The organism is Streptomyces sp. NPDC017246, from assembly GCF_044331325.1.
GTDB lineage: Bacteria > Actinomycetota > Actinomycetes > Streptomycetales > Streptomycetaceae > Streptomyces.
In genome coordinates, this window is the sequence record NZ_JBIRMW010000004.1 from 68,271 (window position 1) to 87,491 (window position 19,221).

Genomic DNA, 19,221 nt, shown 5'->3' on the forward strand with positions numbered 1-19,221 from the left:
GGCCCGAGGTCCGGGGGTTCGTCACGTCCGGGGGTTCGTCACGTCCGGGGAAGGTCGTGCGAGGCCGCCACCGCGCGTCCCTGCCCCGCCGCGCGAGGTGATCCGGCGCCCACGTCGGACAGCAGTGCCCGCAGGCGGGCGGCGTCGGGGACCCGGAGCCGTTCGTCGATGGTCAGGGCCCGGCAGAATCGGGCGCGGCTCTCCGGGACGGAGCCGAGGCGTGCCAGGGCTCGCCCGGCGCCTTCGAGTGCGCGAGCCTCGTCGTACGGGGCTCGGATGTCACGGGCCAGGGCGAGGGCTTCCTCGTAGCAGCGCAGAGCCTCTTCCGGGTCCTCCGCGGTGAGCCGGACGCCGCCCAGGATGACGAGGGCGTTCGCCCTGCCTCCGCGGTCCTGTGTCCGCCTGCAGAGTTCCACGCTCTCCAGGGCGAGTTCGAGGGCCTCCGCGTGCTCGCCGAGAGCGGATTCGGCCTCGGCCAGATGCATCGTCGCGTAGGCACGCGCGAAGGGGCTGCCCAGTTCCTCGCAGATGGCGAGGGCCTCGCGCAGCCCCCGCGCGGCCTCCGTGTGCTGCCCGAGGCGCAGTTGCACCCGGGCCAGAAACGTGAGGGCCTGCGCCAGGCCCATTCTGCCTCCGATCTCCCGGGCCAGCCCCAGGGCCCGCGCTATGGTGCGGACCGCCTCGTCGTAGGCGCCGAGCAGTCTGAGCACGTCACCGAGATCGATGAGGGAGTTCGCGACTCCCAGCGGGACGTCCAGTCGCTCGAAGAGCGCGAGGGCCTCGCGATGGCGGGCGACGGACTCGGCGTACCGGCCGGTGGATTTGAGGATGTCGCCGAGGCCGGTCAGGGCGTTGGCCCGGACGATGTCCTCTCTGCCCCGCCGCAGTCGCAGGGAGCGCACCACGCTCGCCTCCGCCTGTGCGAAGTCTCCCGTGAGCTGCTGGACATGGCCGAGTTCGGTCAGGATGCCGGCCTGCCCGTGCATATCCCCCGCTTCGGTACAGCACGCGAGCGCGTCACGGAAGGTGCTGATGGCGTCGTCGAACCGTCCGGTCAGACGCTGGACCCTCCCGAGGCCGCTCAGCACGATCCCCTCCCAATGACGGTCCCGCGCTTCGCGAACGAGTGCGAGGGCCCGCTGGAACCCCTCTTCGGCCGGCTCGTAGTGGCCGCGCAAGCACTCGATCGTCGCCTTGTTGTGATGGGCCACGGCCCGCATGGTGAGGTCCCCGGTCAGCACGGCCGCGTCCAGGGCCGTCCGGTGGAGCGCCAGAGCGTCGGGCCAGGGGCCGTTCGCCCGGAGGAACTCGGCCATCGCGGCGGGCAGGTACGCCGTGTGGACCGGGTGCCGGTGGTCGGCGGCGTACTCCACCGCCGCCCGCAGGTTCTCCCGCTCGACGCGCATCCAGGCCGTCGCGTCCTCGGCGTCGCGGAACACGGGCACAGCCGGGGCGCGGCGCTCCGTAGGGACGGGGTACGGGGCGTCGAAGCGTGCCAGACGACGGTCGGCCGCGGTCGTGGCGTGCAGGTAGTAGTCGAGCAGGCGCTCCACGGGGGCCGCCGTGTCCTCGGTGGCCCGGGCTCGCGCGTAGGCGCGCACCAGGTCGTGCATGCGATAGCGGCCGCGGGCGCGTTCCTCCACGAGGTGACGGTTCTCCAGGTCCTCCAGGAGTGCGCGCGCGGAATCGACGGAGATGCCCTCGATGGCCGCGGCCGCGTGGGCGTCGAAGCAGTCCCCCGGCACGAGGCCGAGTCTCTGGAAGAGTTGTCGGCTCTGAGGGGAGAGGTCCTGGAAGGAGAGGTCGAAGGCCGCGGCGACGGAGGCGTTCTCCGAGGCCAGGGCGTCGAGCCCGCCGTGAGCGGCGCCGAGATCGCGTACGAGGTCTCCCGGGGACCACGTGGGGCGGTGGCGCAGCCGTGCGGCCACCAGCTGCAGAGCGAGCGGCAGGTGACCGCACAGGGCGGCGAGGTCGCGGACCGTCGGGTCGTCGGCCGTGACGTCCGGGCGAGCCGCCTTGGTGACGATCAGGTGGACGGCCTCGTCGGGAGTGAGCACGCCCAGGCTCAGGGGTGTCGCGTCGGTCAGGGACTCGAGCCGGCGGCGGCTGGTGACGAGCACCATCGAGCCCGGGGTTCCCGGCAACAGCGGTTCGACCTGGGCGCTGCCGCGGGCGTCATCGAGCAGGACCAGGACGCGACGGCCCGCCAGGCGGCTGCGCCAGAGGCCGGCCAGCGCGGTCGGGTCGGTCGGAATGCGCTGGGGGTTCTCGCCGACGGCGAGCAGCAGGGTGGTGAGCGCGTCGGCCGAGTCCACGGGTGACGTTCCCGGGGTGTGGGCGTGCAGGGGCAGGAAGATCTGGCCGTCGGGGAACGCGTCCTTGAGCCGGTGCGCGACATGGACGGCCAGTGCCGTCTTGCCGACGCCCGGCATGCCGTCGATCGCGTGGATGCCCACCACGCCGGGAAGGGTTCCAGGATCGGTCTCGGCGGCGGTCAGCAGGCGGTCGATCTCCGAGATCCGGCCCGTGAACGCGGCCACGTCCCGGGGAAGGGCGTTCGGCACGGCGAACTCGAACGCGCCTGCCGGGGACCGTACCGCCGCGGTGCCGGCCGGCTCGGGTGCGGGTTCGTCGTCGAGTGCCTCGTGATAGGCGGTGCGGACCGCCGGTCCGGGCTCGACACCCATGGTGTCGACGAGCGTGCGACGCAGGCGGTGATAGACCTCCAGGGCCTCGGCTCTTCTGCCCATGCGGTGCAGCACCTGGAGCAGTTGGGCGTGGAAGGACTCCCGGAGGGGGAACTCCTGTGCCAGGCCGGTGAGTTCGGTCAGCAGCTCGACGTGATGGCCCTGGTGCAGCGCGGCTTCGGCACGCAGCTCGACGGCCTGCAGACGGGCCTCCTGCCACTCCGCCACCCGGGCCACGGCGTCGAGGGCCAGGGTCGGGAACTCCGCCAACGGCTCGCCGCGCCAGAGCGACAACGCCGCGTCCGCGCTGCGGGCCGCGCTCGGCCAGTCCCCCGTGAGCCGAGAGGTGTGCGCCGCCTCCACCTGCCGGGTGAACAGCACGTGGTCCAGCTCTCCGTCCTCGACGCCCAGGACCAGAGCGCCCGCCTGGCTGCGTATGCGCGAGGCGTCACCCAACGAACGCCTCAGCCGCATCAGGTGGTTGTGCAGCGAGGCCCGTGACCTGGCCGGGGGCCGCCCGACCCACAGGAGCGCCTCGAGCCGGTCGTACGACAGGGCCCGGTTCGGGTCCAGGAGCAAGGCGGCCAGCAAGGCCCTAGACATGGGGGAACGGGGAGCCCGGTCCACTCCCTCTTCGTCGTGCACGGCGAGTGACCCAAGGAGCCCGAACCGCATACCCACCCCCGTGCGAACGCGGGGACGATCCCCCGCCGCCATCGTAGCGGCGCGATCTCCGGAGCCGGGCGGCTCCGGCGGCGGGGAACCCGCCAAGGGTGGGGTGTTCTCCCAGGTCAGCGGCGTCTAACGCCGTGCGTTAGAAGGCTGTTAAGGACCGCGGGAAAGATCGGCTCCATCGCTCCGGTGCACCTCTGCCAGGGGGCGTGCCCTCGCTTCCCCAAAGGAGAGACCCGCGTGAGACTCCTCAAGAAGACCGTGCTCGCCGTCGCGGCCGCCGCCGCGGCCACTTCCCTCGCCGTCACCCCCGCCTCGGCCGGAACCTCGGGCCAGCAGGCCAAGTACGTCGACGGACGCGGCGACGTCTACTCCGTCCTGATCTACGGCCAGAACCAGAACGACGAGTGGATCGGACACTGCTTCCAGACTCCCCAGTCGGTGAACGAACTCGACGGCTGGTGGTGGTGGGGCGACGTCCGCTACACCCCCTACTTCAGCAGCGACTGCTCCGGCGCCAACCTCGGAAGCCACTCCGCCTGGTTCCCCTGGAACATGGGCAGCGACGACTACGTCCAGATCGGCATCTGATCCGCCTCCGCCCGATCCCTCAGCCGCGGCTCCTCCGTCGTCTTCTCGGCGACGCGGAAGCCACACGTCCCAGGCCGGCGATTCCGTCTGTCGTACGGCCACCCCTGAAAGGAACTCCCATGACCATCATGACCAAGCTCGCCAGGATCGGCACCGTGGCCGCCACCGGCGCGGCCCTCGCGGTACTCGGCTCCGGCTCCGCGTTCGCCGGGAGCAACGGCCAGCAGCTTCGCTTCTACGACACCGTGGGTGAGACCTACTCCATCCAGGTCGCCGGATGGAACCAGGCCGGCGAATACACCGCCGCCTGCTTCAACACCCCTGTCAAGGACAACCGCATCGGCGGCTGGTGGTGGAAGGGGGATCTGCACTGGGTCGGCTACTCGAACTCCGGCTGCACCGGATCCGTCACCGTCAGCGAGAGGCAGGACACCGTCGCGACGAACCAGGCCGACGACTGGTGGCTGATCCACAGCTGACGCGTCCGAGCTCACGAGGCCCCTCTCCGAAGAACAGGGAGGGGCCTTCCCGTTCTTCGGACAGGGGCCACTCGACGGCGGCCGGGCCGGCGGCGGACACCGGGCACCCACATGGGTGCGCGGGCCAGGTCAACGAGGTGAGGACGCTCTCCAAGGGGCCGTTGGAGGACATCGTTTCTGCAGGTGCGGGACCCCGTGATCCGCTGTCCGGCATTGGAGTGAGACGCCGTGTCTCGTTGTCACCACCCGGCGTTTGACCGCGCGACGGGCTCCTTCTGGCACGTCATTTCGGAGACATTGAGGAGTAGTTATGCGTTCTCTGGCCGCCTCTGTCCTGGCCGTCGGCATCCTCCTGGGCGGCGCCGGTGCCGCGATCGCCCACGACGGCGTCGGAATCGGGAGCTTCTCCGAGGGTGGCGCCGGCTACGCGTCCCACTGTGCGCTGACCGGCGTTCCGTCCGTGTACGGAACGATCTTCACCGGTTCGTGCTCGGAGAGCGGTTGGGAGCAGGGCGCGGAGCTCGCCTACCTCGGCGCTCACTGACCTGCGGCAGCGAGCCCGCTCTCGTACGCGAGAGCGGGCTCGTTCGTTCCCCGTCGTCAAGGTCGGGCAAGGACCTTCAGAGCGGCGGGCCGCACCCTGAGGGTCACCGGCAGGGTCGCGTCGACCTCCCCGTCCGCCCCGTACGGAAGCGGTCGGTCCGCTTCGATGCGGACCTCCTTGCCGCGCAGAATCTCGACCTCGGGCCGGTTCACGTGCGCACCCGTCTTCAGCTCGTTCATCATGGCGAAGAAGAGGCGTTTCGGCGCCTGCTTGATGACCACGACGTCGAGCAGCCCGTCGTCGATCCGCGCCCCCGGTGCGACGTTCCTCCCGAAGCCGTAGAAGCCCGAGTTCGCCACGACCACGGTGTAGCCGGTGCGCTGGTGCCTCACCCCGTCGATCGTGACGCGGTACGCCGCGGGCTTCCAGGCGAGGACCGCCCGCAGGCCGCCCGCGTAGTACGACGCCGCGCCGCGCAGCACCCGGGAGGCGTTGGCATGGCGGTTGGCCACCGCGTCGACGCCCGCGTACACGCTGCCGAGGACACAGGTCCGCGCGTGCGCGGCGGACTCCACCTCGATCGTGTCGACGGCCCGCGGCTCGGCGTGGAGCAGTACCTCGGCGAGCCGCGGGGCGTCGGTGGGAAGGCCGAGGGCGCGGGCGAAGTCGTTGCCGCGGCCCGCCGGGACCAGGCCGAAGACCGTGTCCGTACCGCTGAGCGCACCGCCTACGCAGCCGGCCATCCCGTCACCGCCGACGGCGAGCACGACGTGCCCCTGTGCTCCGGCCTCCTGGGCGAGCTCGCGCGCGTGTTCCAGGCTGCGGCTGTAGACGGTGTCGAGCCTCGCACCCGCTTCCCGCAGCAGACGGGCCAGCGGGAGCAGGCCCGCCGTGCCGCTGGAACCCCCTGCGGTGGGGTTGACGACGGCGGTGAACTGTCGCATGGCTCTGGCCTCCGGGCGGCAGAAGTGGGGTTCAACGGACGGGGACGAGGACTCCGGGGCTGAGCACACCGGAGGGGTCGACCTCGGCCTTGACCGCCTGCAGCATACGAATGCCGAGGGGGCCGATCTCGCGGGCGTACCAGTCGCGGTGGTCGGTGCCGACGCCGTGGTGGTGGCTGATCGTGCCGCCCGCGGCGAGGATCGCGTCGTTGGCCGCCCGCTTCACCGGTTCCCAGTGCGCGACGGCGTCCTCGCCCTGCGCGGAGACGACGGTGAAGTACAGGGAAGCGCCGTTCTCGTACGTGTGCGAGATGTGGCACATGACCAGCGGCGGCGTGCCGGCCTCGGTGAGGGTACGCGTCAGCGCGTCCCGCACCGCCGTGTAGAGGCCGGGAAGGGCGGACCAGAAGGCCGCCGTCTCCAGCGTCTCGGCGAACGCGCCGGCGTCGAGCAGCGCGTCGCGCAGATAGGGGGCGTTGTACCGGCCGTGCTCCCACCGGTCGCCGGGCTCCTCGCCGATGAACTCGCCGTCGCAGGCGAGCAGGACCTCGCGGGCGGTGGCGCGGCGTACGGTCGTCTCCTCCTCGGTGCCCTCGAAGCCGACGATGGCCATGCAGCCCGGGTTCTGCGGGACTTCGGCGCTGCCGATGGCGTCCGGCTGCGCGAGACCGATGAAGGTCTCCGACTCGTCCGACAGTCGCAGCACCGTGGGCCGCGGGCCGTCCTGGGCGAGTCGGCGCAGTGCCGCCGTGCCGGCCTCGAAGGAGGCGAAGCGCCAGCCTTCGTAGATCCGCTTCGTGGGGAGCGGGCGGATGCGCACGGTCACCGCGGTGATCACTCCGAGGGCGCCCTCGGAGCCGAGGATCAGCTGGCGCAGGTCGGGGCCGGCCGCCGAGCGCGGGGCCCGGCCGGTCTCCAGGGTGCCTTCGGGGGTGGCGACCGTCAGTCCGAGGACCATCTCGTCGAAGCGGCCGTATCCGGCCGACGCCTGGCCGCTGGAGCGGGCCGCGGCGAAGCCTCCGACGGTCGCCCATTCGAAGGACTGCGGGAAGTGTCCGAGGGTCCAGCCCCGCTCGTTGAGCAGCGCCTCGCACTGCGGGCCGCGCAGACCGGGCTGCAGTGTCGCGGTTCGGGACACCTCGTCGACGGCGAGCAGCCCGTCGAGGCGCCGCAGGTCGAGTGCGACGAACGGCCGCTTCGTGGTGGGCGCGAGGCCGCCGACGACGGAGGTGCCGCCGCCGAAGGGCACGGCGGCGACGCCGTGGTCGGCGCAGGCGCGCAGCACGGCGAGGACCTCGTCGTGGTCGCCCGGCAGCACGACGGCGGCGGGGATGTCGTCGACCTCGCCGGCCCGGATGCGCAGCAGGTCGGGGGTCGACTTTCCGCGGGTGTGCCGGATGCGGCTCTCGGCGTCCTCCCGCAGGCCGTCGGGCCCACCGACGGCCGTGCGCAGCGCGGTGCGGGCCTCGTCGGTCAGCGCCGGGGCGGGCGGTTCGATGTCGGTGAGTGCCGAGGGGCCGCTCTCGCGGGGTGTGACACCGAGCAGGTCACGCAGCAGGCCGGTCACCGATTCGGGCAGGGGCGCCGCCTTGGCCGGGTCGCCCCAACCGCTCCACAACATGTCCACTTCGAAGGGGTTCCTAACGGTCTGTTTCACGGAGCGCTGCCACTCGGCCGACGCTGGCATTACACTGTGACAGATGACGCCCATTCGTCACAACCATGTAGACGCAGATCCCGTGCTCGACGCCGCACGCGACTGCGTGCTCGCCGTCGGCGTGCGGCGAACCACCCTCACCGACGTGGCCCGGCGCGCGGGCGTGTCCCGGATGACGATCTACCGGCGCTGGCCCGACGTGCGCAGCCTGGTGGGTGACCTGATGACCCGTGAGTGGATCGCCGTCGCCGCCGGCGCCATGCCGGAGTCCGCCGACGACCGGCCCGAACGGGACCGGATCGTCGAGGGGCTCGTCGCCGGAGCCGCCGCGTTCCGGGCCCACCCGCTCTTCCACAAGATCCTCGATGTCGACCCCGAGCTGCTGCTGCCCTACATCCTCGACCGCCGGGGCGCCAGCCAGGACGCCCTGCTCGGGCTCCTCCACACGGCGCTCGAGGACGGGCAGGAGGACGGCTCCGTTCGCCGTGTCCGGCCGGACCTGCAGGCCCGGTCCCTGCTGCTCGTCGTCCAGTCCTTCACGCTCTCGCTGCGCACCATGACCGACGAGACCGATCCCCAACTGAGCGAAGCCGCCTTCCTCGACGAGCTGCGCACCCTGCTGGAGAGGACCATCGCCCCATGAACCCCACGAGCAGCCCCGCCCTGCCCGGTTCCTCCCTCAACGCCCGGCGACGCCTGCGCGAACTGGACCTGCTCGCCGAGGGCGGCGCCGACGCGGTGGTCGATGTCCTTGTCGTCGGCCTCGGCGCCACCGGAGCCGGAGCCGCGCTCGACGCGGCCACCCGTGGGCTCACCGTCGCCGCGATCGACGCCCACGACCTCGCGTTCGGCACGTCCCGCTGGAGCTCCAAGCTGATCCACGGCGGACTGCGCTATCTCGCGTCCGGACAGCTCGACGTCGCCCACGAGAGCGCGGTCGAGCGCGGCATCCTCATGGAGCGCACCGCCCCCCACCTCGTGCGCGCCCAGCCCTTCGTCCTGCCCCTCACCCCGCTCGTCAGCCGCGGCCAGGCCTCCCTCGCCCGCGCCGGATTCCTCGCGGGCGACCTGCTGCGCGTCGGCGCCCGCACCTCACGCGGCACGCTGCCCCGACCGCGCACGCTGTCCGCCGTCGAGACCCGCCATCTCGCCCCGGCCCTGCGGCCCACCGGGCTGCGTGGCGGACTCCTCTCCTGGGACGGGAAGCTCTCCGACGACGCACGGCTGGTGACCGCGATCGCCCGCACGGCGGCGGCCTACGGCGCCCGGGTCCTCACCCGCACCCGGGCGCTGGAACTCCACCGCGACGGCGCGCTGGTCCGCGACGAGACCACCGGCCAGGAGCTGCGGATCCGCGCGCGCACGGTCGTCAACGCGACCGGCGTCTGGGCGGGCGGCCTCGTCGACGACATACGCCTGCGGCCTTCGCGCGGCACCCATCTCGTCCTGCGCTCCGAGGACCTCGGCCGGCTCTCCGCCGGCCTGCACATCCCGATCCCCGGCGAGACGAACCGCTTCGTCCTGGTCCTGCCCCAGGGCGACGGCCGGGTGTACGTGGGCCTCACCGACGAACCGGTCGACGGCGACATCCCCGACGTGCCGGAGGTCCCCGAGACCGACATCGGCTTCCTCCTCGACGTCCTCGGCTCCGCACTGGACGTCACGGTCCAACGCTCCGACGTGGTGGGGGCGTTCGCGGGCCTGCGTCCCCTGCTCGACACCCGGGACGAGGCGGGCCGCACCGCCGACATCTCGCGCAAGCACGCCGTGCTCACCTCCCCCTCCGGCGTCGTCACCGTCGTCGGCGGCAAGCTGACCACGTACCGTCGCATGGCGCAGGACGCCGTCGACGCCGCCGTGGCCACCGGGGACCTGACCGCCGGCCCGTGCCGTACCGCCTCCGTCCCCCTCGTCGGCGCCGCCCGGCCACAGGTTCTCGCCGGGCTCGATGTCGCGCCCCGGCTCGTGCACCGCTACGGCTCCGAGGCACCCGCCGTTCAGGCGCTCGGCCTCGAGGACCCCGCGCTCGCCCGGCCCGTCGTCCCCGGCCACCCGGTCACGGGCGCCGAGCTGTTGTGGGCCGTCCGCCACGAGGGCGCGCTCGACGTCTCCGACCTCCTCGACCGCCGCACCCGCATCGGCCTGGTGCCGGAGGACCGCTCCGCAGCCGAAGGGGCGGCCCGGGACGCCCTGGAACGTACCGCCCAGGTGCGCTGACGTGCGGCGGCGGCGCCGCGGCTGAGGCCCGGGGTGCCCGGCACCCCGGGCACCGTCGGCGGCCGGTTCTACGCGCGTCCACCGAGGCACCGACAGAGGCACCCGCATATCGGAAGACACCATGCGGAATCCTCCCCCTTGGATTTATGACCAGAACCGTTCAGTAGGTGGCTCGATATGGCCCTGACCAGGAGAGAATTTCGAACGAACCCTCTAAAAAGATAAAAGGAACGTTCCATGCGACGAAGAATCTCCGGCATGACCGCCTCCCTGGCCGCGATCGGACTGCTGGGCTCCCTCGTCACCGCCTGCGGCTCGTCCGGGAGTGCCGGGACCACGTTGCGCCTGGTGGTCCCGGAGTACGGCGACGGCCCGGCGACCAGCTCCCGGGCCTACTGGGACAGGATCGCCGCAGCCTTCACCGCCGCCCATCCCGGCAAGAAGGTCGAGGTGACGCTCCTTCCGTGGGCCGACGTCGACCGCGAAGTCACTCGCATGGTTCAGGAGAACAACTCCCCGGACGTGGCTTTGATGGGCGCGTACTCCGATTTCGCGGCGCAGGGCCGCCTTTACGCCGCCGACGAGGTGATGTCGATCCGGGCGGAGGCGAATTTCCTGCTGCCGCTCGCGGACGCGGGCACCGTCGACGGCACCCTCTACGGCCTGCCCTTCGTGGCCAGCAGCCGCCTGCTCTTCTACAACGAGGAGCTGTTCGACGAGGCCGGAGCGAAGCCTCCGAAAACCTGGTCGGAGCTGAAGGACGCGGCCGAGGCGCTGAAGAAGGAGGGCGTGCTCTACCCGTACGCCCTGCCGCTCGGCCCCGAGGAGGCACACGCCGAGGCCCTGATCTGGGAACTGAGCAACGGCGGCGGGTACACCGACGACAGCGGTGCGTACAGCATCGCGTCCGAGCAGAACACAGAGACGTTCCGCTGGATCAAGGACAACCTGGTCGCGCCGGCCCTGACCGGTCCGGTCCCGCCGGCCGAGCTCAACCGGCAGGACGCCTTCGCCGCCTTCCTCCGCGGCGACGTCGGCATGGTCAACGGCTATCCCTCGCTCCTGCACGAGGCCAGGGCGAAGGGCGTGAAGGTCGGCACGCTGCCCATGCCGGTGTCGGACACACTGGACGACGAGAAGACCCCGCCGGCGGCGGGTGTCGCCGACTGGATGATGGCCTTCAGGCGCGACGGCAATCGCGAGCTGGTGGGCTCGTTCCTGAACTTCGTCTACGAGGACAAGAACCTCACCGAATTCGCCGGGCGTTACCACCTGCTGCCCTCGACGGTGTCCGCCACACAGGCGTCGCGCTACGCGGCGGCGGACCCCAGCGCCGAGCAGTTCCTGACGGCGCTGCGCACCGCCCAGCTCTACCCGGTGGAGGACCCGTCCTGGCTCCAGGTCAGCAACACCATCAAGCGGAACATCGGCAAGGCCGTCGCTCCCTCCGCCGACCCGAAGGCCGTGCTGGAGAACATCGCCCAGCAGGCCCGGGACGTGACCCAGCCGGACCGGTGAACCGAGCCGGTGGCCACCGCCTCACCGGGGCGCGGTCGCCGCGGCCAGGAACATCGGCACGGCCAGGAAGACCCGGTCGGCTTCGGCCCGTGCGCGTTGATCGGCGATCCAGCCGTCCGCTCGGGCGCGTGCGACGGCGCCGGTGGAGCAGGCCGCCTCGGCCAGTCCGGCGAGGAGAGGCAGCGCCGCCGAACCGGTGTACACGCCGGTGTGCACCGTGACCGTCACGTCGCGGAAGCGGGCGTCCAGCAGCAGGCTGCGGTAGCGGCGAGCCGCGCGCGGGCCGACGGTCAGGTCGGCGCGGACGTGCACGAGGGTACGGGTGAAGGCCGGATCGTCCGAGTCGACGACCAGGGTGTCCCAGTCCTGGCCGACCAGCGCGATCCGCCCTCCGGGCGTCAGGACCCTGACCGCCTCGGCCAACGCCCGCTCCGGCTGGGCCAGTTCGTGGAAGACCTTGTCGGCCCGGTAGCCGTCCACGGAAGCGTCCGGCAGGGGCAGTCCGTAGTTCCGCGGCGCCCGGCAGGCGATCGGCCTCGTCCAACCGCGCCACGAGGCCGCCGGTCAGGTGGTGTGTCCGTTCCGTCTCCCTGGTCATGCGCCCCAGGTTGGGACTTAATGTCGGCATGAAGTCAAGCGAGCACCGGACACCCGCCGGCGAGGGGAACGGCTCGATGAGCATCGGCGCCCTCGCCGAACACTTCGGTCTGGCCACGCACGTCCTGCGCCACTGGAGACGATGGGGCTCCTCGCGCCCGCCCGCGACGCCGCCGACCGCCGCCGCTACCGGACCTCCGACCTCACCCGCGTCGCCGTCATCCTGCGCGCCAAGGAGGCGGGGCTCCCCCTCGACACCATCCGCTCGCTGCTCACCACCTCCGGTGCCGCGAGGCGGCGGAGCATCCTGCACGAGGAGGCCGAGGCACTGCGCTCCCGCATCGCGGCGGCGCAGGCATCACTCGCGCTCATCGAATGCGTCCTCGGCTGCGATCACGAGGACTTCACGCGGTGTGCCCATTTCCGGCTGGTGGCGCATCGCATGGGCACATAGGCGCCGTCCTGCCGTCGCAGCACGGAACGGCCTCACCGGAAGGGGGTCGGTGAGGCCGTTCCGCAGTGGGCGGCGCGGGCGTCGATCCGTTCCTACGACTGATCGAGCATGCCCTTGCGCAGGGCCGACAGATTGCGGGAGAGCAGGCGGGACACGTGCATCTGCGAGATGCCGAGCTCATCGCCGATGTCCGACTGCGTCCGCTCCTCGACGAAACGCATGTGCAGGATCCGGCGGCTGCGGTCGTCGAGTCCGACGAGCAGCGGCGCCAGCGTGTGGAAGTCCTCGAAGAGCTCGAGCGCCGGATCCTCCACTCCGATGAACTCGGCGAGCGCCGAGCCGTCGTCCTCGCCCTCCGGGCCGATGGCGGCGTCGAGCGAGGCGGAGTTGTACCCGTTGGAGGCGATCCGCGCCTCGATCACCTCGTTCTCGGAGAGGTTCATCAGACTCGCCAGCTCCGCCACGCTCGGTGCGCGTCCGAGCCGGGAACTCAGCTCCTCGGTCGCCTTGGCCAGCTCCAGCCGGGCTTCCTGCAACCGGCGCGGTACATGGACCGCCCAGGAGGTGTCACGGAAGAAGCGCTTGATCTCACCGACGATGTAGGGAATGGCGAAGGTGGTGAACTCCACCTCGCGGGAGAGGTCGAACCGGTCGATGGCCTTGATCAGACCGATGGTGCCGACCTGGACGATGTCCTCCATCTCGTCGCCGTGGGCCCCCCGGAACCGGCCGGCCGCGTAGCGGACGAGCGACATGTTCATCTCGATCAGCGTGTTGCGCGTGTACTGGTACGCGTGCGTCCCCTCCTCCAGCACCGCCAACTTGTCGAAGAACACCTTCGACAGCTCGCGCGCGTCCTTCGGAGCGACCTTGCGGGGAGATTCGAGTACGGGAAGGTCCTCCGTACCCGTCGCGACACCGGCCCTCGTCTCCGTCGTCACCTCAGTCGGCACTCTGATGACCTTCTCTCGTCCGTGGGCGACGGTTGCCGCCGTGGGGGCTACGCCTACCCCCGCTTCCGCAGGACATGTCAACGAATTCCCGGAGGGCGGAAATCCGCGCCCGAGCGGGTTCGTGCCGACGCGTCACACGAGGGAAAGACGGGCCCTGACGCGCTTCCCGGACGGCTGCGGCTCCACGGTCACCCGCTCGCAGACCGCCACCACGATCTCGAGACCATGCTGTCCCATGCGCCGGGGATCGTGGGGCCGGGCCACGGGCGCGGCGTCGTGCCGGTCGGACACCGAGATGTCCAGCGCGTCCTCGAACCATTCGAGAAGCACCCGACAGGGCCCCGGCGCGTGCCGCACCGCGTTGGTCACCAGTTCGCTGACCACCAGCCGCGCCAGATCGACGCGTTCGCCGGACACCGGACCGCCTCCGGCGGCCGACGCGGCGGTGAGGAAGTCGGCCGTGAAGTCGCGGGCGGCCGCGATGATCCCGCTCCCCGTGTCGGCGTCTTCGTAGAACACGCTCGCCGACAGCGACGGCTGACGCACCGCGCTTCGCCTGGTGATCACCTCACCCATCGCTCGTCCTCCCTCACGTACCTGTCGCCCTTGCCGCTTTCTCCGTCCGAGTTCCCCTCAGCGGCCGTCCCACACCGGGCACACCCGACAAGTACGGATGCGGCCGGAAGAACCGACGAACGCGACGGACCGGGGCCCGGTCGCACACGAGCGCGTACGGGCGCGCCAACCGTACCGGCAGCGCGCCGCGGCAGGAACGGGATCGCCTGTCCCTCTCTTCATCAGGTCCGGCGCCTCTCGTCATCAGGCCCGGCGCCTCCCTTGGTCAGGTCCGGCTCCGCGACCACCATCGGCGCCGACGCCGCGGATACACCGCCCTGCTCAGGCGGCGCCCCACCAGGGCGTAGCCGAGCAGCGCGCCCGCGGTGTTGAGCAGCACGTCGTCGATGTCGAAGGCGCGCCCGGTGATCAGGGCCCCCTGGACCAGTTCGACCAGGAGCATCGTCGCCACCGTCAGCAGGGCGATCCGTACGAACCCACGGGTACGGGGGGACACGACCGGCAGCAGCAGGCCGAACGGCACGCCCAGAAGGACGTTGCCGCCGAGCTGCTTGACGGTGTCCCGGAAGGCGGGCTGCCCGAGGTAGGCGCGGATCGAGTCCCCGGGCCGGAGGTTGGTGTGGGTGAGCAGCTCCGAGGCCGGCGACGGCTGGAGGGTCAGCCGGGCGAGGACGACACCGAAGACCACCATCGCCGCGAGGGCCAGCACGGTGACGCCGACGCGGATCCAGCGTCCGGGACCCGCTTTGGGAGCCTTCTCCCTCTGTCTCTCCTCCTCTCTCCGCCTCTGCTCCTCCTTCCGCTTCTGCTCCTGCTTCTCCTCCCGCTCCTGTTCCTGCTCCTGCTTGCGCTTCCGCTGCCGCTCGGTCGTGGCGCGGCTCCATCCGATGCGGGACGTCATGGGACCCCAACTCCGTTGTTCTCGAGGAAGACTGTGAGTTCCGGCTATGCCGCGTACGCGACGGTGACCTGTTCGAATCCGAGGGCTCGGAGCAGGCCTTGGAGCATCGACGTGGTGTTCTTCTCGGCGCGCAGCGTCAGATCGCTCTCCTCGGCCGCGTCGCCGATGCGGTCGGCGGCGAGGACGTGGACGGCGCGCTCGTCGGCCGGGTTGTCGGAGAACAGGTCCCCCAGGCGGTCGATCAGGCCGCGCTGCTTCGAGACGGTGTAGGAGCGCTCGGGGTCCACGGCCGGCTCGGCGAGCCGCGCGTGCGGCAGGCGGAGGGTGGCCGTGCTGCGCTCCTCGTCGACGGTCACGCTGCCCTGGCCGATGCCGCCGAAGTCGACGTACGCGGCCACGCTGCCGCTCGCGACGAAGAGCGTCCGCGTGCCGCGGATCGAGTCGGGCAGGAGCCGGGCGTCGTTCTCCAGGTCGACCACGACCTGGTAGTTCCCGACGGCGCCCTCGTACCGGTGCATGTCCTGGATGGACTTCAGCACCGCCGGGCCGGAACGGTCCTTCGTGTCGACGCCGAACACGTCGTCCAGTCCCGGGACATGGAGGAACCGCCCCAGGAGGAAGAGGATCAGGGACAGTACGGCGAGCACGACGAGCACGAGGGCGGCGGCAGGCCACCTGCGCGGGGCCCTTTCACGAATCGGCGCTCTGCGCCGAGGCGGGTCTTCTGTGTCTTGTCGCATGGATTGCTGGTGCCCCGAGACCGGGTCGACAGTCTCAACTCACCTGGTTCTGTGACGGGTTGCGACTGCAGGGGCAGATGAAGCCCGACGCGGCGGAGCCGAGCGCGAGAGCGCTCCCACGCCTCGGTCCGGCACGACAGAAGCCCCCCGGGAATCCGGGGGCTTCTGTGCTCTGCGGTGGGTGGTGCCGGGTCACGCCCGGAGCAGCCGTTCCGTCACCTCGCGGTAGGTCCGCAGGGTGAGCCGGAGCTGCTCGGTGTCGGGGCCCGGCCCCGCCGGGTCGCCGTTCTCCTGCCAGCCGGCCCGCAACGCGGTGCGGCGGTCCCTCAGGGAGGCGATGAGCTGCTGCTCCACCGCGGCGAGGACCTCGGCCGCCTCGGCGACCGAGTCCTGGGGCGAGTCGACGAACCCCGCGAGGGCCTGGTGCAGGCGCTGTCCGAGAAGGTCGCGCTCGTCGTCGCCGAGCAGCTGTCCGGCCGGGCCTCCGCCGTCGGGGGCGGGCCCGTGCTCCGTACCCGTGCCGGACCCGGGGCCGCCCACACCGCTGACGTCGCGCTGGTCGCGGCCTCCGTGGCCCGGACCGCGGCCGTCGCCGGAAGCGTGGCCGTCGCCCGGGCTGTCCGTCGTGTCCCGTCCGCGCGGCGCGGCGGGGGTCGGGGCGGGAGCGTGGGTGCGGCTCCCGCCGCTCCGGCCCGTGGCGCTGGGGTCCTCGGACGGGACGGCGGACTGGGGCGGCGGCATCACCGGAGGCGGGAGGGGCGGAGCCGGGGTGGGCGCGGGCGGGACGGGCGGCGGTGCGGTGGACGGTGTCGTGGTGGACGGTGTCGTGGGACTACCGGTGCGCTGGGCGGGTACGGCCGCCGAAGGGGCTCGCCCGCTTCCGGCGGGTACCGGTCCGTGGGCACCGCCCGCCGCGCTCGGGGGCGCGGATGCGCGCCGCGTCTCTCCGTCGGACCCGTCCGCCGGCCGCCTGTCCCGGTTCTCGCGCGCCATCAGACGCCACTTCCCTTCGGCTTGAGGAGATGCTTGTGGTGTCGCCCGGGCACCGGGCGTGTTCGGGCGGCCTCGTCTCCGGTCGGGCTTCCGGCCGCCGTCAGGTCCTCGAACAGGGCACGTGCCCGAACCAGCGCCTCCCGCAGTTCCTCGGTGGAGGCGGACTCGGAGTGCGCCGCACGGCCCAGGGTGCGCATGCCCTCCACATGGTGCGGATGGTGCACCGACAGAGCGGCGAGCTGTTCCTCGCGCCGATCCGGATCCGGGAATCCCCGGGTCGCGGCGATCCGGCAGAGGAGCTCGTCGGCGTCGGCGACGGCCTGCCGCGGCGCGTCGACGAAGCGCTCCTGGATCATGGTCCACTGAGCGGTGTAGTGCTCGCGGGCCGCCGTCGCCAGCGGCAGCGGGCGGATGCCGCCGTGCCGCTCGACCCGCTCGCGCAGGTCGCGGTGGGCGGACTCGCTGTCGCCGCCGTACCTCTGGAGGGTGCGGTCGTACTCGGGGCCGAAGCGCCGCTTGAGGGAGCTCGTGCCGCTGCCCGTGCCCTTGCGGACCTTGAGCAGGACACCGGCCGCCAGTAGCGCGGCGACCATCGCCGCGATGATGAGAACTGCGGTCAGGGTCGACATGGCTGCCTTCCTGGGTGATGACTCCTGGCTTGCTGTTCGTCGCTGCTTGCTGGGCGCCTGTCGTTCGGCTTGCCGCTTCTCGGGCGGTCAAACCCGAAGCACGTCGGTGTCGCCCGTGCGGCGTCGTAGCCTTGGCATTTCCGCGGACAATCGGCGCGGCCGGGACGTTACGGGGTAGGAGGGCAGCATGGACAGCACCGTCTGGCTCGTCGTGGTCGCGGTTCTCGTGCTCGTGATCGCGGGATTCGCGGCCGTTCTGCTCGTACGTGTCTTCCGGGCTCGGAGACTGCTGACGGACGCCGGTGTCCCCTTGCAGTCCAAGGCTCTGTTCTGGGCAGCGGTGATCTACACGGTCTCGCCGATCGACCTGATCCCGGACCCGGTCTACCTGGACGACATCGGCGTGCTCCTGGTCGCCCTGCGGGCGCTGCACGCGGCGGCCTCCAGGAGCGGGACGGGCCTCAAGGGGGCTCCCACGGCCCCGGAGGTCCCGCGCAGGGCTCCGGCGAGGGTGCCGCCCCCTCAGTGACGGCGTGTGACCGCGCCGCGGACCGCGCGCGTACCCACGCCCCGGCCTCGGCCTGCGCGCGTACCCTCGCCCCGGCCCGGGCTTGCGCGGTGATGGCACCCGTCGCATAGTCCGAGGTATGGAGGCGCGTGAGGCCGCGCTCCGGCAGGCGTACGGCCATGCTCTCTCGTGGCTGGCGAGTCTGTCCGACCGCCCGGTTCCCGCCCGCGCTTCGGTCGACGAGATCGTGCGCGCGCTCGGCGCCGCGCTGCCCGACGGGCCCAGCGAGCCCTCCGACGTCGTCGATCTGCTGGCCACGGCCTGTGAGCCGGGGCTCACCGCCTTCCCCGGCGGCCGCTTCTACGGGTTCGTCGTCGGCGGCACCGAACCCGCCGCGCTGGCCACTGACTGGCTGGTCAGCGCCTGGGACCAGAACTGTGTGATGCGCGCCGCCTCCCCCGCGTACACGGCGGCCGAGGAGATCGCCGGCGCCTGGTTGCTCGATCTGCTCGGCCTGCCCGGGGACAGCTCCGTCGGTTTCACCACGGGTGCGACGATGGCGAACTTCACGTGCCTCTGCGCGGCGCGTGACGCGGTGCTGCGGCGCGCGGGCCGGGATGTCGCGCGCGAGGGTCTCCAGGGTGGCCCGCCGGTGCGTGTCGTCGCAGGCGAGTCCCGGCACATGGCCATCGACATGGCGCTGCGCTACCTCGGGCTCGGCAGGCCCGGCCTGGTGAAGGCGGACGATCAAGGGCGCATGGAGCCCGACGCGCTGCGGAAGGCGCTGGCGGTCGGCGGGCGGCTCCCCACCGTCGTGATCCTCCAGGCCGGCGACATCCATTCCGGCGCCTTCGATCCCTTCGTCGAGTGCGTGCGTGCCGCGCGCGAGGCGGGCGCCTGGGTCCACGTCGACGGCGCGTTCGGGCTGTGGGCGGCCGTCTCACCCCGCTACGACCGTCTGACGGTGGGCTGCGCGGACGCGGACTCCTGGGCGACGGACGCCCACAAGACGCTCAATGTCCCCTACGACTGCGGGCTCGCGATCGTGCGCGACGGCTCCGCGCTCCGGGCGGCGATGGGCCAGCGTGGCGACTACCTCATCCAGCACGAGCACGGCGACCCCATCGACAAGGTGCCCGAGCTCTCGCGCCGCGGCAGGGCCTTCACCGTGTGGGCCGCGCTCAGGTCCCTCGGCCGTACAGGCGTCGGCGAGCTCGTCGAGCGGCTGTGCCGTCATGCCTCCGTGTTCGCCGCCGGCATCGACGGGATCGAGGGCGCTACGGTTCTCAACGATGTCGCGTTCACGCAGGTCTGCGCCGAGTTCGGCGGCGACGAGCGGACGGACCGGGTACTCGCCCGGCTGCTCGACGACGGCACGGCGTGGATCAGCGGGTCCACCTGGCACGGGAGGCGTGTCATGCGGATCTCGGTCAGCAACTGGTCGACCACCGACGACGACGTGGAGCGCACACTCGACGCGATCCGGCGTGCCGCGGCGGGTGCCTGACGGCGGACGCGCCCGGGAGGGTTCTTCCCCCGCGCGGGGCCGGACCCGGGAGTG

18 protein-coding genes and 1 pseudogene are annotated in these 19,221 nt (G+C 71.9%); 9 read left to right on the plus strand and 10 right to left on the minus strand.

What is annotated here, in order from left to right:
• Nucleotides 1–38 precede the first annotated feature (38 nt).
• Entirely contained in the window at nt 39–3,290 is a 3,252-nt protein-coding gene (locus ACH4MY_RS11150) for an ATP-binding protein (RefSeq protein WP_398000756.1), read from the minus strand.
• A 309-nt stretch (nt 3,291–3,599) separates the two neighbouring features.
• On the opposite strand from ACH4MY_RS11150, the gene ACH4MY_RS11155 reads away from it, so the two are divergent.
• The 3 genes from ACH4MY_RS11155 (at nt 3,600) to ACH4MY_RS11165 (ending at nt 4,973) form a co-directional block, all read left to right on the plus strand.
• Complete coding sequence (locus ACH4MY_RS11155; RefSeq protein WP_398000759.1) at nt 3,600–3,950, plus strand: hypothetical protein; 351 nt, start codon at nt 3,600–3,602, stop codon at nt 3,948–3,950.
• A gap of 119 nt (nt 3,951–4,069) precedes the next feature.
• Nucleotides 4,070–4,429, plus strand: a complete 360-nt coding sequence (locus ACH4MY_RS11160; RefSeq protein ID WP_398000761.1) for a hypothetical protein — start codon at nt 4,070–4,072, stop codon at nt 4,427–4,429.
• A 310-nt stretch (nt 4,430–4,739) separates the two neighbouring features.
• Complete coding sequence (locus ACH4MY_RS11165) at nt 4,740–4,973, plus strand: hypothetical protein (protein ID WP_398000763.1); 234 nt, start codon at nt 4,740–4,742, stop codon at nt 4,971–4,973.
• A gap of 56 nt (nt 4,974–5,029) precedes the next feature.
• Here the strand turns inward: ACH4MY_RS11165 and ACH4MY_RS11170 are convergent, their stop codons facing one another.
• Both ACH4MY_RS11170 and ACH4MY_RS11175 read right to left on the minus strand, forming a co-directional pair.
• Entirely contained in the window at nt 5,030–5,917 is an 888-nt protein-coding gene (locus ACH4MY_RS11170) for a diacylglycerol/lipid kinase family protein (protein WP_398000765.1), read from the minus strand.
• 31 nt (nt 5,918–5,948) lie between these two features.
• Nucleotides 5,949–7,544, minus strand: a complete 1,596-nt coding sequence (locus ACH4MY_RS11175) for an FAD-binding oxidoreductase (protein ID WP_398000767.1) — start codon at nt 7,542–7,544, stop codon at nt 5,949–5,951.
• Between the two features lie 73 nt (nt 7,545–7,617).
• Here ACH4MY_RS11175 and ACH4MY_RS11180 point away from each other — a divergent pair, with 73 nt between their 5' ends.
• The 3 genes from ACH4MY_RS11180 (at nt 7,618) to ACH4MY_RS11190 (ending at nt 11,309) form a co-directional block, all read left to right on the plus strand.
• A complete protein-coding gene (locus tag ACH4MY_RS11180) occupies nt 7,618–8,217 on the plus strand; it encodes a TetR/AcrR family transcriptional regulator (protein WP_398000768.1) in 600 nt (199 codons plus the stop codon).
• Complete coding sequence (locus tag ACH4MY_RS11185; protein ID WP_398000770.1) at nt 8,214–9,791, plus strand: glycerol-3-phosphate dehydrogenase/oxidase; 1,578 nt, start codon at nt 8,214–8,216, stop codon at nt 9,789–9,791. The genes ACH4MY_RS11180 and ACH4MY_RS11185 overlap by 4 nt, the downstream gene beginning before the upstream one ends.
• Nucleotides 9,792–10,028: 237 nt before the next feature.
• Nucleotides 10,029–11,309 carry an extracellular solute-binding protein gene (locus tag ACH4MY_RS11190; RefSeq protein ID WP_398000772.1) on the plus strand — a complete coding sequence of 427 codons (1,281 nt, stop codon included), beginning with the start codon at nt 10,029–10,031 and terminating at the stop codon, nt 11,307–11,309.
• Between the two features lie 21 nt (nt 11,310–11,330).
• Here the strand turns inward: ACH4MY_RS11190 and ACH4MY_RS11195 are convergent, their stop codons facing one another.
• Nucleotides 11,331–11,840 (minus strand): methyltransferase domain-containing protein, encoded by a 510-nt coding sequence (locus ACH4MY_RS11195; protein WP_398001647.1) that lies wholly within the window; start codon nt 11,838–11,840, stop codon nt 11,331–11,333.
• A gap of 95 nt (nt 11,841–11,935) precedes the next feature.
• On the opposite strand from ACH4MY_RS11195, the pseudogene ACH4MY_RS11200 reads away from it, so the two are divergent.
• A pseudogene (locus tag ACH4MY_RS11200) lies at nt 11,936–12,360 on the plus strand (MerR family transcriptional regulator).
• Between the two features lie 92 nt (nt 12,361–12,452).
• Here the strand turns inward: ACH4MY_RS11200 and ACH4MY_RS11205 are convergent.
• From ACH4MY_RS11205 to ACH4MY_RS11230, 6 genes are all read right to left on the minus strand, one after another.
• A complete protein-coding gene (locus ACH4MY_RS11205) occupies nt 12,453–13,313 on the minus strand; it encodes an RNA polymerase sigma factor SigF (protein ID WP_398000774.1) in 861 nt (286 codons plus the stop codon).
• 132 nt (nt 13,314–13,445) lie between these two features.
• Nucleotides 13,446–13,889: an ATP-binding protein gene (locus ACH4MY_RS11210; RefSeq protein ID WP_398000777.1), complete on the minus strand. Its 444-nt coding sequence runs from the start codon at nt 13,887–13,889 to the stop codon at nt 13,446–13,448.
• Between the two features lie 265 nt (nt 13,890–14,154).
• Nucleotides 14,155–14,790: a VanZ family protein gene (locus ACH4MY_RS11215; RefSeq protein WP_398000779.1), complete on the minus strand. Its 636-nt coding sequence runs from the start codon at nt 14,788–14,790 to the stop codon at nt 14,155–14,157.
• A gap of 44 nt (nt 14,791–14,834) precedes the next feature.
• Nucleotides 14,835–15,530 carry a DUF4230 domain-containing protein gene (locus ACH4MY_RS11220; protein ID WP_398000782.1) on the minus strand — a complete coding sequence of 232 codons (696 nt, stop codon included), beginning with the start codon at nt 15,528–15,530 and terminating at the stop codon, nt 14,835–14,837.
• A gap of 192 nt (nt 15,531–15,722) precedes the next feature.
• Entirely contained in the window at nt 15,723–16,271 is a 549-nt protein-coding gene (locus ACH4MY_RS11225; RefSeq protein WP_398000785.1) for a hypothetical protein, read from the minus strand.
• 251 nt (nt 16,272–16,522) lie between these two features.
• On the minus strand, nt 16,523–17,152 hold the full coding sequence (locus ACH4MY_RS11230) for a hypothetical protein (RefSeq protein WP_398000788.1): 630 nt from the start codon (nt 17,150–17,152) through the stop codon (nt 16,523–16,525).
• 187 nt (nt 17,153–17,339) lie between these two features.
• Here ACH4MY_RS11230 and ACH4MY_RS11235 point away from each other — a divergent pair, with 187 nt between their 5' ends.
• Both ACH4MY_RS11235 and ACH4MY_RS11240 read left to right on the plus strand, forming a co-directional pair.
• Nucleotides 17,340–17,681 carry a YkvA family protein gene (locus ACH4MY_RS11235; protein WP_398000791.1) on the plus strand — a complete coding sequence of 114 codons (342 nt, stop codon included), beginning with the start codon at nt 17,340–17,342 and terminating at the stop codon, nt 17,679–17,681.
• 118 nt (nt 17,682–17,799) lie between these two features.
• Nucleotides 17,800–19,167, plus strand: coding sequence for a pyridoxal phosphate-dependent decarboxylase family protein (locus ACH4MY_RS11240; protein ID WP_398000793.1), 1,368 nt, complete (start codon nt 17,800–17,802; stop codon nt 19,165–19,167).
• Nucleotides 19,168–19,221 lie beyond the last annotated feature (54 nt).